This window comes from Pseudoalteromonas sp. CO325X, assembly GCF_004208955.1.
Taxonomy (GTDB): Bacteria; Pseudomonadota; Gammaproteobacteria; order Enterobacterales; family Alteromonadaceae; genus Pseudoalteromonas; species Pseudoalteromonas ruthenica.
The window spans coordinates 475,152-489,285 of the sequence record NZ_SGPG01000014.1; the positions used below are offsets into that span (position 1 = coordinate 475,152).

The following is a 14,134-nucleotide window of genomic DNA, read 5'->3' on the forward strand; positions in this document are numbered from 1 at the left end:
TAAAGGGCGAGTTTCTCGCCCTTTATTGTTATCGCTTCGCTAGTTTTCTATCTAATAGCTGACACCCTTTGCTCAAGGTACTTTGGCAATAACGTAAATATTTTCGAGCCCCTGGGTAATGTACCGCAAGTAGCGTTAAGCCTATTAAGAAGAAAATGACTGACGGCCCTGGTACCACAGCAAACACTATCCCCAGTACAAAACACAGCGCGGCAGCTAGGTTCATTATCACCTTTTTCATCTGACTTTCCTAAATATAAAGTATTGATCTTACCTTAGCAGGAAAGCGTATGAACAGGCATTCCAATTTGTAACAATCTGTACATTCTTCAATTTAGAACTGGCCGCATCATGGTATAATGTGCGCGTCCGTCACCAAGAACAATTCCAGCATGATAGCAAAGTTAACTGTAGAGCAAGTCAGTTCCGAGCTGGTACTGCATTACCTAAAAACTATAAAAAAAGAAGGCTTCAGCGGAGAAGTCGATGCCACTTATGGCACGCGATTGCTTGCTGCAACCGACAACAGTGTGTATCAGCAAATACCGCAAGGCGTGATCTTTCCAAAAACGAACAAAGATATTCAACTAGCCCTCAATATCGCCTCGCATGATCCGTTTCTTGAACTTACGTTTGGCCCGCGCGGCGGTGGCACGGGTACTAATGGTCAGTCATTAACACCAGGCATCGTTATCGATTTATCTCGTCACATGCAGCAGATAATCGAAATCAATGAACAAGAAGGGTGGGTACGGGTGCAAGCCGGCGTCATTAAAGACCAACTTAATGACTTTTTGCGTCCTTATGGATACTTTTTTGCGCCTGATTTGTCGACCAGTAATCGCGCCACTATAGGTGGGATGATCAACACTGATGCGTCAGGCCAGGGCAGCTTAGTCTACGGTAAAACCTCTGACCATACGTTAGCAATAAAGGCTTTTTTGGCCGATGGCAGCGAACTGGAAACACAGCGTATTAGTCGCGAAAAGGCCGAGTTGATTGCCGAGCAAGACACCTCAGTTGGCAAGCTATATAAAACGGCTCTTGATGTGAGCGTTGGCAATAGGGAACAAATCCTTAAAAAATTCCCACGACTCAACCGCTTTTTAACCGGATACGATCTTGAGCATGTGCTCAGCGATGACATGTCTGAGTTTGACCTCGGTCGGTTGATCACCGGCTCCGAAGGTTCATTGGCAATCGTCAGTGAAGCAAAACTCACCATTACGCCCATCGCTAAGTTCAAAACGCTGATTAATATTAAATACGATAGTTTCGACTCAGCACTGCGCAACTCCCCATTTTTGGTCGATGCCGAAGCGACGTCCGTTGAGACGGTCGACAGCAAAGTGCTTAATTTAGCGCGCGAAGACATTATTTGGCATACAGTATCGGACTTAATTACAGATGTACCCGGCCAAGACATGCAGGGGCTGAACATGGTCGAGTTCAATGCTGAGCGCAAAGAAGATATGCGCGATAAAATAGACGCCTTATGCGCTAAGCTCGATAAATTAATTGCCAACAAAGACGCTGGCGTTATCGGCTATCAGCTCACAGATGATGTCTCGGAGATTCAGAAAATTTACGCTATGCGTAAAAAATCCGTAGGTTTATTAGGCAACACCAAAGGCAAGCAAAAGCCATTAGCTTTTGCTGAAGATACCGCCGTGCCGCCAGAAAACTTAGCTGATTTTATCGCTGAATTTAGAGCATTACTTGATAGCCACAATTTACACTACGGCATGTTTGGTCATGTCGATGCCGGTGTTTTACATGTTCGACCCGCGTTAGATATGTGTGACCCTGAACAAGAAAAAACCTTGCGCACGATTTCAGACCAAGTCGTTGCATTAACCGCTAAGTATGGTGGATTGATGTGGGGAGAACACGGTAAAGGCTATCGCAGTGAATATGGCCCCGAGTTTTTTGGTGAGCAGCTATTTAATGAATTACGACGTATCAAAGCCGCATTCGACCCTCACAATAAAATGAACCCAGGGAAAATTTGTACGCCCCTTGAGTCAAATGATCAATTAGTGAGTGTGGATGACAAAAAGCGCGGTTGGTTTGATAGACAAATTGATATCGCGGTGCGTGATAGTTTTGATACCAGCATGAACTGTAACGGTAACGGCTTATGCTTTAATTATGATGCAACCTCACCGATGTGCCCATCTTATAAAGCCACAGGCGATCGACGCTTTTCGCCAAAAGGTCGCGCGGGATTAATGCGTGAGTGGTTAAGGTTACAAAGCGAGCAGGGCGTTGACTTATTGCAAGAAGAAAAAGCCATATCTAAAAAAGAAGGGCCCACATGGTGGGAACGCTTTTTAAATTCAAAAGCAAAGCGCAGTGGCGAGTATGACTTTTCTCATGAAGTGAAGCAGTCAATGGATGAGTGCTTAGCATGTAAAGCGTGTACAACCGCATGCCCAATCAAAGTCGATGTGCCTACATTCCGCGCGCGCTTTTTAAATTATTACTACAGCCTGTATAACCGGCCTGCAAAAGATTATTTAGTAGCAAGTATTGAGCAAACTGCGCCACTATTGGCTAAATTCTCGAGCGTAACAGCCCCTGTTATGCAATCGAACCTTGTTCAAAAAGCGATTAAAGCGACTTTAGGTTATGTAAATACGCCTACACCAAGTCACCCAAATTTAGCCAAACGTACGCAACAGTTGCGCAAGTTTGATTTACAATACCTTAATTCCTTAGATGCGCAGCAAAAACGCGACTATGTGTTGATAGTGCAAGACCCATTCACAAGCTTTTATGAAGCAGAACTTGTTGAAAGCTTTGTTAAAGTGGCACAAGCTTTAGGCAAACAGCCGATTTTATTGCCGTTCAAGCCTAATGGTAAACCGCAACACGTAAAAGGTTTTTTAGCCAAATTCGCCAAAACCGCTAAAACCTCTGCCGACTTTTTAAATCAGGTCAGTGAACTCGGTATCCCAATGGTCGGGCTCGATGCGTCCCTTGTGTTATGTTACCGCGATGAATATGCCACTATCTTGGGTGACAACCGAGGTGATTTTGAAGTCCTCGTTGCCCATGAATGGCTTGAAGATCAACCGTTTAAGCAGACAGTATTCGAACCAACACCTGCTTATACTTTGCTCAGTCATTGCAGTGAAACAACTTCTCTTCCACACAGCGCCAATGTTTGGCAGGGGATATTTTCTCGTGTTGGCTTACTACTTAAACCTCAGGCAACAGGGTGTTGTGGCATGGCAGGGACTTACGGCCATGAAGTACAAAACCAAGAGAACAGCCGTACTTTATATGAATTGAGTTGGCAACAACCCGTTCAGCACACGGATCCTTCGCGGTTATTAGCAACGGGATTCTCATGCCGAAGCCAAGTAAAACGGTACGCACAATTTAAGCCCAAGCACCCAATAGAGGTGCTAGCGAATGTGCTTAGTTAATTTCTATTTTTAAAGGAATTAGCAATCGGGCGAGTGGTGATCCCATGAATGAAGACACTCATCAAAATGGTGAGTGTCGCGAGCTCTGCTAAGCCATTTTCAGTAGACTCTAACACCATTAGCGTAAATACAATCGATGCCAGCCCCCTTGGACCAAACCAAGCGAGCGTAAATTTCTCTTTTAATGACAGTTCGTTAAAAGGAATTAAGCTCAACATCACCGGTACCACACGTACTAAGGTTGCAGCTAATAATGCAAATAATACTTTATAGATATTTATATCTATTGTTTGAAGTTGGATGAAGGCATATGCACCGAATAAACACCAGATAAGATAGGCAAAGAAGTCTGCGATATGCTCACTGTCTTCTATTAGTTTTTCATCATCGTCGGCACGATAAAATTTATCAAATACCAAACCACCAACAAATGCCGCAACAAAGCCACTGCCGCCAAGGAGTTGGGCTAGGGTGAACACACTAACAGCTACGGACAAAACTAAAAATGGACTCGATGATTTCTCAAAGTAATGGCGAGTAGCGCTTACCTGAGTAAGCTTTAGTGCCCCATAGGTAACAGTGACCCCAACAATGAGTGCGATACCTATTTCTTCAATGAGAAATGTAAGCATGGTCGCCGCGCCTTGAAACTCACCGTGCTGCCAAGAAAGAAACAAGAACAAAAATATAGGTACGCACATCCCGTCGTTGAGACCGCTTTCTACATTGATCGCTTCACGTATTTTTTCTGGAACACTTTGCGATTCGAGCAAACCTTTACTAAGCGCAGCGTCTGTAGGTGTTAAGATGATGGCCAATAGTGCCAAGGCAATAATGTGCATATGCGGAAAAAGTAAATACCCCAAAGCAAACGTAGCAAAAAAGGTTATTGGTAAAGCGACAAACAATAGCACCAAGGGATATTTAAACTGCGACTTTAGTACATTGATACGCGTCTTGGCTGCATCAGTAAAAAGAAATACCGCAAGTGTCAATTCAACTAATGGTAATAGCGCGCTCAATGGCTGATCCACTTTCATTGCATCGCTAAATGCCCACGCAAGCGCGGTACCGACTATGACAAAATACATTGGGCCAGTTAATTCGGCCCGAGCTAATCTACGAAAGGTAACTGAGTAAATAAAAAATGCTAAGCCCAGGGCAGCTGCCAATTGATATTCCATAAATGCAGTTCCTAAAGTTTACGTTTAACACCTGACTTGGCGCGCTCTTTGATATTCGTTTGAATATAAATTTGATCCGTGGTCGCAATTTTTGCATGACCTAAATCTTCAGAAAGATGCTTGAGCGGCCTTGAAGCAGCATCATGAGTTGCCCCGGTATGGCGTAGCCAATGAGCAGTTGCTGCTTGTAGCTTTTCCGCTTCCTCAGTGAAGCCATCGGCCACCAATGCTGAACTGGCTAATTCAAAACTTTGCGCAACAAGGCGGCGAATTTGTCTAACCGTCATACCACCTTTACCTCGAATTTTGTGAATAAGTGGGTAGGGCTCATCAACACGGGGGAGGGCACTTAACCCCCTATACAAACGGTAGCGTTTTAAATACGCAATAAAATCTTGGCTTAACGTAACATCACGGAGTTTGTTACCTTTGCCCATAACACGCAAAAACCAAAAGCCATCAGCATCTTGCCAAAAGTGCGACATAACAGGAGACCAATTAGTACGCTCAGACAACTCAGAGATCCTTAAATACAGGCCTTTCAAACAGGCTAAAGTAAAAAGATTACGTTCTAGATCAGGGTCATCCTGGCATTGCTCTTCGGTTACACGCAGTACATATTCCCACTGTAAATCACTGAGAGTATCCGGTTGATTGATTTGCGACTGAACAACTAAATAGGGGCAGTTCTTTTTAACTACTGGGACAAAGTTCGCGAACGCTTGCTCTTCTAAAATAGCAAATTTATAAAATACATTAAGTGCTGTAAAAGTGGCATTTAAACTTTGTTGCGATGGCTTTGTCTCACGCGCTATAAACGGTCGCCATTTTTCATTGGCTTTACGTAAACCTTGATGCTGTTTAAAGCGCCATTGCACTGAGTCGGAACACCAGGCTTTATCTGGTTCAACAACAAAATCAATGTAGTGCTCAATATCTTCTCGTTTCAAAGAAAACAAAGAACATGTTTTATTAAACCAAGTCCACAAAGCAAAACGTTCTATCTCATTACGAAACCGAGTAAAAGTGGCATCTGACTTTCGACCATATACGTATAAAAACCGGTAGATAAACAGCAAGTCTTGTTTAACTTCAGCAACGTTTAAGCTTTGTTGAGCTATAAATGCAGCGAGTTCAGGGTATTCGCTGCGCAACGTATCATCTTCAAGATGCGCTATTTGATAGCGAAGTTGTTTAAAGGTATCGACTAGTGGCGTAGGCATACTGACAACTGGACTACAATAATATAAGGCATAGCTTACCATAAAGTCCGATACTGTCTAGTATCGGACATTTTACCTAAGAGACAATATGTAAAATGTTCTTGAACTTCCCCTTATGAACTCTACGACATTAACTCAGTCAATGAATTGGATTTATAAAATTTGTAGATGGGCAGGAACGTGCCTATGATCAGCACTGCAAATGCAGCACCTACAACCACCAGCATCTGCTCCAGCGTGATGTGAACACTTAGACTGTCAGTCAGTTGGGTGTCTGCTAATGCAACAATGGCAATCAACACAGCAACGAGTACGACAGGTGCCGTGAATTTTAAATAATGGGTCATCAGACTCTTAAGTGTTGCGCCGTATGCGAGACGAACACCTAGTTCATGCTTTACATTTTGCATCATGAACCACAACAAGCTGGAGATGCCCAAAAGGGTGATCACTGATGTAGCGATTAGCAATCCAAGCATGATGTTAAAGATCATCGCAGGATGAGATACCAGCTCTGACTTGAGTTGACCATAAGTGGTAATGCCCTCAATGCTAATAGCAGGGTAGTCTGCAACGACAGCCTCTATTGCCATCTTTGAGAAATCTGCTGGGTTTTTTACCGTCAGTACCACCCTACCTTTGTATTCATATTGCTCTATAGGAAGGTAGATTTGATAGGGTTGTCCTGTTGGATCGGCGTTGGGCATTTTTATATCACTGTAGACCCCAGTCACACGGTATGTCTTGCCGCCCATGTCCACGTCACTTCCTACTAAAGCTTCCCCCATCACCTCGGTTAGCGACTGGCTCACCAAAATTTCCCTCGTACCAGTCTCGCGGTTATATGGGGCACCACTTAGCAACCTTAAACCCATACTCTCAAGGTATTGAGGTTCGACATATTTAACATCCACCATCTTTTCGTCATTCTGAGTAGCATTAGGCAAACCGATGAAGTTAATGCTTTGCCAAGCAGACACAAGTTGTCGGCTCGATACATAGCTATTGGGCTGCTCTCGCTTTAATTGTGAGGCAAAAGATTCCACTTCGCCTTTAGTAATACGTTTACTGTCTATGTTGAACATCACTACAACAGACTCGTTAGCATCAAACCCGTATTCATTGAAAGCCTGTCTTGCAGCATCATGAGCAATGAACACAAATAGCATGCTCAATACGCTGGCCAGGAAGAACTTAACACCAACCAACACCAACTTACCTTTAATAGTGCCCTTTCCAGCGGTGCCTTTATTGGTAAAGGTTAAGTTTTTTGTTCTTGGCAACGACAATAAAAATAAGATCAGCGTTGTAATAAACACCACCAAGGCATAGCTCATTACGAGAAGCACAACTACGTCAGCGTTTATAGTTAACTCCCCTAGGCGGGCAAGCTTATCCTGCGCTAGGTCAACCAACACGACATTCGCTGCTAACAAAACACCAACACATAAAGGTGCAGATATTAATGCAAGCAATAACGATTCTTTGCTTACGTGCTTAATTAGATCGGCGGTGTTTGCGCCGAATATATGGCGAGTGGTGTTTTCCGATTTCAGCTTGGTAGCGCGCTCAGCAACCACACTAAACAGATTGACCAAAATCAATAGCAACATAGCCGATGAAGATATGGCGAGTAACGCTGCCATATCTTTACTGTTTTTGGTTGTGAAGTTGAGTAAGGTGTCAGTTTCAACAGTAAGCTTTGTATTTGGTGGGAACCGTGAGATATATTCCTGCTCGATATTCTTCACGATACGCTTTACTTCACTGTCTACATTGGCTGAGCCACCAGCCTCCTGCACGAGCATTCTAAGGTCATTATCAAACTTTGTTGGCTTATTCACCCCAAACGACTCGAAATCCTGCCCGATAAACAATTGAGGCTTTACGTTTGACAAGCCATCTAATGCCACTGCATTAGAGTCCACGACTCCCACGACTTTATATGACCGCCCATTGAGCATGATCACACTATTAAGCGACACGCTTCCTTCTTGCGCTTGAATATAACTCTCTGTCACCAACACTTCTTGCTGAGAGTCATTCAATTCTGGGTACCTACCTTGTTTGAGTGCTACGCCTAACGACCTGAATAAACCAACCGAGTAGGAAGCATGATCAACACCTGTGGCGCTACCGTCAGAAGCAACGCCTTTGTATAGGTATAGGTTCTTATCTTTGCCCAGCTGCTTGTTAATCGCTGCACCATAGTGGGCGTTTGAGAAGAAAATATTCATGGTGCCATTTACAATTATCTCACTTTGCAGAACGTGAAATTGTTCTGCATTTTTCAAAGGTAGTGGCTTAAAAAGAGAGAGGCTCGCTGCATTAAAGAGTGCAACAAACAGACCTATAGCGAACGCCAAGCTAACAATGTAGGTAATCGAATAGGAGCAGTATTTAGTGAATATGTTCTTCATAGCCTACTCCACGACTTCGCTCAACACGCCGTCAGTCATCGTCAATTGCCGATCAGCCAACTTAGCTAACGCTGGATCGTGTGTAACCAAACAAATGGCCTTGCCTTCATTGTTTAGCTTAAGCAATAAGTCCATGATCATCTCACTGCTTTTAGAGTCGAGATTACCCGTTGGCTCATCTGCCAAAATTATGTTGCTGGAACCGACAACCGCGCGTGCAATCGCCACTCGTTGCTGTTGACCACCCGAAAGTTCACAAGGGTAATGCTGTGCTCTATGGGATAACCCTACCAATTCTATTGCTTCTTCAACGGACATGCCCGAACTGCCTTTAGGTTGATATTTCAAAGGCATAGCCACGTTGTCATATACCGTGAGGTCATCTATTAAGTTGAATGACTGGAACACATACCCGATATGGGACGCTCTAAGCATAGCTAGTTGCGAGTTACTTAGGGTTGAGATGTCACAACCATCAATCAGCACTTGTCCTTCACAGGGCTTATTAAGCAACCCCATCAACGCCAACAAAGATGATTTACCTGAGCCTGATGACCCTGTAATAGAGAGTAAATCACCCGCTTTAATTTCAATAGACGCTGCATTCACAGCCGTTGTTTCAACGCGTTCAGTTCTAAACTTTTTCGATACGTTGTTTAGTTTGATTAAAGTATCCATATCGTTTCCTAAAACAATTTCAGTTCATTGGCGCCAGCAAAGTGAGCTGTGTTTGACACAATGACTCTTTCATCGCTTTGCAGGCCATCTTTGATTGTTATGTATCCATTTGAGTGCGCTCCGAACGTCACCGAGCGCAATACTGCCTTATCTTCGCTGTCAATCACGTATACCTTAGCAACCTTGTTGGCATGAGCACCGTAAGGCTGTTTGACGTATAAACTGTCCTGAGCACGCGATAACTCAATTGTTGCGTGTACGTCTTGTAGGGGGAATATTTGGTTGTCGTGCTCGCCTATGGCTAGCTCTACAAACTGGTAGCCATCTTGTACTTTGGGCTCAACACGCACTACTTGAGCTTGGTATTCAGTGTTGTTGGCACCAACCAGTTTCACCTTGGCTTGCATGCCTATAGTGATTTGCTGCGCCTGTGATTGCGGGAGTTTAACAAGTGCCAGTAAATCATGAGTCCCGCCGACGACGGCGACTTTTGCACCACTTTCAATTTTCTGACCTATTTCCAGCTCTTGTTCTAACACAAGCCCAGAAATACTTGCTTTGACCGTGAGAGAGTCTTCAATTCGTTCTAATGCTGCTAGCTCTGCTTGAAGCTGTTCCAATTCCACCTGATTATTTTGTTTTTTTAGTTGATGGATGGTTCGCTGCTCTTCTTTCTTACTCTTCAAAAATGCGAGTTTTCTCGTTTTGCTATCTAACTCCACTTGCGCTTTCATAAGGTTGATTTTGGAGATTACCCCACTCTTGCTCAGTGTCTGCTGGCTTTCATATACTACCTTGGTTACATCGACTTCTGATTTTAAGCTTTCAATTTCGGCTGTAATTTCGAGCTGATCAACGCGATGAGTAACCTCTAATTCACGTTTCTCGGCTGCTTTGAGCACGAGTTTATTTCTAAGCCCTCGAATCGACTCTGCAATCTTGTTGTTATGTACAACCGCAATTACATCCTCAGTGTGTACATAATCTCCTGCGCGTTTAATTATTTTTGCTACCACCCCTTCATCAAGCACTGAGTGAAGAACTCGTTGTTTAGGTTGCACCGTACCAACACCGGCGACTTCGATTGATAATTGTCCTACTTCAACGGTTGCTAACTCTAGGCCTGCTATTTCTACTTTTTTGATCGGCGTTTCGAACGAGCTCTTGACCGTATATGTTGTAAGTAAAATTATTGCAGCCAAAGAACCTCCAATTAGGAGCTTTTTGCGAATCGTAGTCCGCTTTTTAGTAATAGTTTTGTCCATTTACGGCCTTTATTCTATTGTCAAAACAAGCGCCATAGACGGCGCTAACACTGACCACCGGAGCTTCGTAAAATCTGTCTCACTTAAGCAGCGATAACAAAATGCTTAGAGTGCAGGGGGTCAGCAAAAATGAAGAAAAATGAAAAATATCATGACTATGTGAAAGAAAATCCTGTTATATAGAACTTACTCGCAATGAGAGTTTTGCCACTAGAAGGGTCAGCGTTTAACATGCTGAAGAAGCAACAAAAGCATTTTGCCGGCATAGTATCCATAGAGGTACTACCGTCAGGCCTGACGGGTGGTTAACTAACATTCATGCATTTGTCCAGCATGTTCATCTAACGTAGACTAAATGCCAAATTCTTTATCGACTATCTCCTTATGGAAACCAATAATGGCATATTTTTCCGTGATAATTACAGGTACAGTTGATAAATCTAGTGTGTCAAACTCTTCTCCATAAACTGGGTTTAGAGTAATTTCCTTTTCGAAATATTGAATGCCTTTATCATCTAGGTAACTTTTTAAAGCTTGGCAGGCTGGGCAGCTTTCCACTGTATAAATCACATGTTGGACATTGCTATCTATATTGACGAGGTGAGAGAAGTTTCCTTCGATATAGTTTTTCTTACTATCAAAATATGATATCGAGAAGCTTATTGCAATAAACAATATGGAAGCCAAAGATAAGCATATCATTATTTCTTTAATTATTTTTTTCATTTAAATATCCATATAAATGTGGCTGATGAATCTTCCTTCAAGTGAGGAGTCGAAACTTACTGTAGTAAACCTTATACTTTCATATTTTTCAATTTCCCTAGTGAATTTATGTCTGTCTTCTATATCTTTATATATCCCTTCAATGAAACAAATATAATCCCTGCATTGAGTATTTATAACAGTAATATTATACTTGTATTGCAACTTGATTACCAAGTCTATTAATTCAGAACTCAATGCAGAGCTTTCTATAGTTGAATCTGCCTCAAATAATTTCTGGGCATCATAAAAAAGCTGATCATCCTGCGTAGTTAGCATTTGAGCTTTTTCTATATCAAAATGTATGAATTCAACTCCGCCTAAAGGGTGCTCGTTTGAAAAGATAATACCTTTTGTTGCTTCATCTATGAAATAGGTAAAATTCTTTTCTTGGTATTTACTATATAAACTGGTGTACTCATCAGAATCTCTTTCTATCTTATATGCTCCAAAACCTCTTAGGTTATCTGTAATATCGGCAGTCGCAATTTTAGAATCTGATTGATGCCTCATGCTGTGTTGTGGTAACTCTCCAGGCAATTTATTTTCATCATTTCGGTTTGTTATTGGTGACGCATCGTCGTTGGGGTGTACTCTGTTTGTTTGTGATATAGACTTATTGACTGGTTTGACAGTGATATCATTTAAGTCTGCTTCTTTAGAAAAATAACGGCTAGTTAAGAAGGCACACAATATAATCAGGCTAAAATAGATAAACCAAGATTTTCTCATGTTAATCAACATCATTGAAAGAGTGGGAGAAGTCCCTCCCACATATTGAAATAATTGAAAGTTATGTTTTTTTGTCAGCTTTGTCACCAACTTCTTTACAGTCTGTGCAAACCCAGCCGTTATTGCCAACTGGCTTATAGCACCCTGTACATTCCCACGCCGCGAAAGCTGTGGATGCGAAGCCAAAAGTTGTTGCCATCACTAAAGCGACTGTTAATCTTCTTGAATTCTTCATTCCATAATTTCCTTATTGACCACCGATTTCGTTTTTTTCACATTTCTCACAAATCCAAATGCCATCTGCAGCTTTGTGGCAATTCGTACACGTAGCGGCAAACGCTGAGAATGTTCCTGAAATGAGAAATGCTATAAGTGCTCTTTTAATGTTTTTACTCAAAGTTAAACTCCCTATATAAATTTGTAACAAAAAAGCTCCATGAGCAACAGGATAATAACACGTGGTTATTTTAAAATCAATACGGCTGATAATTCCAACCATGGCAGTAATGCCGAGCAAAACGTATAAACCCTTCTGGCTATTGATATTAAAGCTAATAGAGATAGAATTTGGCTGGATTAGCCAAACAAAAGAATTAAAAGGATGATAGAAATGAAAAAGGTATTTTTGGCAATTGGGTTAACATTGCCTGTGGTGACTATGGCTGCTGGTAGTGGTGGAGGTACTAGACCAACAGCAACTACGAATGAATCCGCTAGTGACGTAAAGTTGATCGTTAAGAAAGACTCTAACTTACATACTCTTCGAGTTGATGAGCGATTAGTTTGTGAAAGTTAGATAGCTGAAGTGGTAGAATAAACTGCCACTATCCTAGCTCGGTTCTAAATTTGCCTGCGCTCATAATGCAAAAATCATCTACCAATATATGGACTTACGTCAACAACTTGTACTTCATTCTTCATTAAGGTGTAGTAGTCTTTAACCTTCTTCATTTCATCACCGTATTCATCCTGTATTTTAGATAGTATCTTTGGTGCTCGACTTAATACACTAGATAGGGATCTTCCCCCGGTTAGAAACTTCAAAGGGTATTTCGTGTCCACCACATAAAGGTATTTTTCTTTGGGGGTCTGGTGTTCAGCCAGTTCAAAATAGTCTTTAAATATTCCGTTTTGGCTCAAAGACCACCTTTTAAAGTGGTCATTTTCCGACCTCACTTACCATTCATTTAAACCAGTTTAATTTAGATAGGTTCTCTATTTTTTCTTATATATGAGTAATTATCGGGGCTGAAGAGTAACTTGGGCTGATAGTATTCAGTTAAAGCACTGTTAATTAGACCCGAATTCAGATAATAAGTGCACCACTCATGGTTAATGGGTGACAGACGATCAACTGCCTGTTGGTGGTATTCTAACGTCGCCAAACAATTAGAGTATTGCCATGAGTTACAAGCAGTTGATCGAAGAACAACGATACCAGATCGAAGCCTACTTACGCGAGGGTTTCAGTTATCGGCAAATCGCAAAGAGATTAAAAGTGAGTCATAGCACCATCAGTCGAGAAGTTAGACGCAATCAAATTCGCCAGAATCATTATCTGCCCGAGGTAGCTCAGGCTAAAACTCATAAACGGCGGCGTCAGGCAGCGAAGTATTCTGTACCAGAGCTGACAATTACCTTTGTTGAGTTCGGATTAGAGCAGAAGTGGAGTCCAGAGCAGATCGCCGGTGTAGGAAATATTATCGGTCTTCGAGTGAGCCATGAGTGGATTTATGGCTATGTGCAACGTGATAAATTGTGTGGCGGTAAGTTGTATAAGCAATTGCGACGAGGTCACCGACGTTACCGAAAAGGTAGCCGAGAAAAGCGCATTATCATCCCTAACCGTGTAGGGATTGAGCACCGACCAGCCATTGTCGACAGAAAGAAACGGTTTGGGGATTGGGAAGTCGATACTGTTCTAGGTAAGCAAGGAACAGGGGCGATAGTCAGCTTGGTTGAACGCAAAAGTAAGCTGTATCTGATACGTAAAGTACCAGCAAAGTGTGCGGCTGATGTGAGCCGAGCTATGGTTAGCATGTTGTGGCGTTATCGCCGTCACGTTCATACCATAACGGCAGATAATGGGTGTGAATTCTGTGAGCACGAACAGGTTGCAGAGAAACTGAAAACGGATATCTATTTCTCCAATCCATACTCTTCATGGGAACGTGGACTAAATGAAAACTTTAACGGCTTGCTGCGTCAATACATACGTAAGGGCACTGACTTACGCACGGTAACAGACAAGCAAATTGCTGAGATTGAACGCGCGTTAAATGCCAGACCAAGAAAATGTCTGGGGTATAAACAGCCAGCAGTTGTATTCGAAAGATTACGCAAAGCGGCTTAATTTAGCGAGTGGTGCACTTCGGAGTTGAATTCGCGCACTAATTGAAATAATGCAATATCACAACAAGTTGGGCTCTAGAA

13 protein-coding genes are annotated in these 14,134 nt (G+C 42.4%); 3 read left to right on the forward strand and 10 right to left on the reverse strand.

What is annotated here, in order from left to right; translation table 11 throughout:
* Window positions 1-28: 28 nt before the first annotated feature.
* Entirely contained in the window at window positions 29-241 is a 213-nt protein-coding gene (locus tag EXT46_RS07470; protein WP_022946889.1) for a PGPGW domain-containing protein, read from the reverse strand.
* 151 nt (window positions 242-392) lie between these two features.
* Between EXT46_RS07470 and EXT46_RS07475 the strand changes: the two genes are divergently transcribed.
* Window positions 393-3,434, forward strand: a complete 3,042-nt coding sequence (locus EXT46_RS07475) for an FAD-binding and (Fe-S)-binding domain-containing protein (RefSeq protein ID WP_130146349.1) — start codon at window positions 393-395, stop codon at window positions 3,432-3,434.
* On the opposite strand, the gene EXT46_RS07480 is transcribed toward EXT46_RS07475, so the two are convergent.
* From EXT46_RS07480 to EXT46_RS07515, 8 genes are all read right to left on the reverse strand, one after another.
* Window positions 3,431-4,618, reverse strand: a complete 1,188-nt coding sequence (locus EXT46_RS07480) for a cation:proton antiporter (protein ID WP_130146351.1) — start codon at window positions 4,616-4,618, stop codon at window positions 3,431-3,433. The genes EXT46_RS07475 and EXT46_RS07480 overlap by 4 nt on opposite strands.
* 11 nt (window positions 4,619-4,629) lie before the next feature.
* Window positions 4,630-5,841 (reverse strand): tyrosine-type recombinase/integrase, encoded by a 1,212-nt coding sequence (locus EXT46_RS07485; RefSeq protein WP_130146353.1) that lies wholly within the window; start codon window positions 5,839-5,841, stop codon window positions 4,630-4,632.
* A gap of 122 nt (window positions 5,842-5,963) precedes the next feature.
* The gene (locus EXT46_RS07490) at window positions 5,964-8,261 is read right to left on the reverse strand and encodes an ABC transporter permease (protein WP_130146355.1); all 2,298 of its coding nucleotides are present in this window, start codon (window positions 8,259-8,261) and stop codon (window positions 5,964-5,966) included.
* A gap of 3 nt (window positions 8,262-8,264) precedes the next feature.
* On the reverse strand, window positions 8,265-8,939 hold the full coding sequence (locus tag EXT46_RS07495) for an ABC transporter ATP-binding protein (RefSeq protein WP_130146357.1): 675 nt from the start codon (window positions 8,937-8,939) through the stop codon (window positions 8,265-8,267).
* 8 nt (window positions 8,940-8,947) lie between these two features.
* Window positions 8,948-10,204, reverse strand: a complete 1,257-nt coding sequence (locus tag EXT46_RS07500) for an HlyD family efflux transporter periplasmic adaptor subunit (protein ID WP_130146359.1) — start codon at window positions 10,202-10,204, stop codon at window positions 8,948-8,950.
* Window positions 10,205-10,555: 351 nt separating this feature from the next.
* Window positions 10,556-10,930 (reverse strand): glutaredoxin family protein, encoded by a 375-nt coding sequence (locus EXT46_RS07505; protein ID WP_130146361.1) that lies wholly within the window; start codon window positions 10,928-10,930, stop codon window positions 10,556-10,558.
* Complete coding sequence (locus tag EXT46_RS07510) at window positions 10,931-11,887, reverse strand: hypothetical protein (RefSeq protein ID WP_130146363.1); 957 nt, start codon at window positions 11,885-11,887, stop codon at window positions 10,931-10,933. It abuts the gene before it with no gap.
* 61 nt (window positions 11,888-11,948) lie between these two features.
* Window positions 11,949-12,218, reverse strand: a complete 270-nt coding sequence (locus tag EXT46_RS07515) for a hypothetical protein (RefSeq protein ID WP_165381082.1) — start codon at window positions 12,216-12,218, stop codon at window positions 11,949-11,951.
* Between the two features lie 93 nt (window positions 12,219-12,311).
* Between EXT46_RS07515 and EXT46_RS07520 the strand changes: the two genes are divergently transcribed.
* On the forward strand, window positions 12,312-12,497 hold the full coding sequence (locus EXT46_RS07520; protein WP_130146368.1) for a hypothetical protein: 186 nt from the start codon (window positions 12,312-12,314) through the stop codon (window positions 12,495-12,497).
* A gap of 74 nt (window positions 12,498-12,571) precedes the next feature.
* Here EXT46_RS07520 and EXT46_RS07525 read toward each other — a convergent pair whose 3' ends face one another.
* On the reverse strand, window positions 12,572-12,841 hold the full coding sequence (locus EXT46_RS07525) for a hypothetical protein (RefSeq protein WP_130146370.1): 270 nt from the start codon (window positions 12,839-12,841) through the stop codon (window positions 12,572-12,574).
* Window positions 12,842-13,103: 262 nt separating this feature from the next.
* Between EXT46_RS07525 and EXT46_RS07530 the strand changes: the two genes are divergently transcribed.
* Window positions 13,104-14,054: an IS30 family transposase gene (locus tag EXT46_RS07530; protein WP_130146372.1), complete on the forward strand. Its 951-nt coding sequence runs from the start codon at window positions 13,104-13,106 to the stop codon at window positions 14,052-14,054.
* Window positions 14,055-14,134 lie beyond the last annotated feature (80 nt).

What these genes read in the sequence shown, in the direction of transcription:
- EXT46_RS07470 (WP_022946889.1), bottom strand. Translation starts at nt 241, where the DNA reads ATGAAAAAGGTGATAATGAACCTAGCTGCCGCGCTGTGTTTTGTACTG.
- EXT46_RS07475 (WP_130146349.1), top strand. Translation starts at nt 393, where the DNA reads ATGATAGCAAAGTTAACTGTAGAGCAAGTCAGTTCCGAGCTGGTACTG.
- EXT46_RS07480 (WP_130146351.1), bottom strand. Translation starts at nt 4,618, where the DNA reads ATGGAATATCAATTGGCAGCTGCCCTGGGCTTAGCATTTTTTATTTAC.
- EXT46_RS07485 (WP_130146353.1), bottom strand. Translation starts at nt 5,841, where the DNA reads ATGCCTACGCCACTAGTCGATACCTTTAAACAACTTCGCTATCAAATA.
- EXT46_RS07490 (WP_130146355.1), bottom strand. Translation starts at nt 8,261, where the DNA reads ATGAAGAACATATTCACTAAATACTGCTCCTATTCGATTACCTACATT.
- EXT46_RS07495 (WP_130146357.1), bottom strand. Translation starts at nt 8,939, where the DNA reads ATGGATACTTTAATCAAACTAAACAACGTATCGAAAAAGTTTAGAACT.
- EXT46_RS07500 (WP_130146359.1), bottom strand. Translation starts at nt 10,204, where the DNA reads ATGGACAAAACTATTACTAAAAAGCGGACTACGATTCGCAAAAAGCTC.
- EXT46_RS07505 (WP_130146361.1), bottom strand. Translation starts at nt 10,930, where the DNA reads ATGAAAAAAATAATTAAAGAAATAATGATATGCTTATCTTTGGCTTCC.
- EXT46_RS07520 (WP_130146368.1), top strand. Translation starts at nt 12,312, where the DNA reads ATGAAAAAGGTATTTTTGGCAATTGGGTTAACATTGCCTGTGGTGACT.
- EXT46_RS07530 (WP_130146372.1), top strand. Translation starts at nt 13,104, where the DNA reads ATGAGTTACAAGCAGTTGATCGAAGAACAACGATACCAGATCGAAGCC.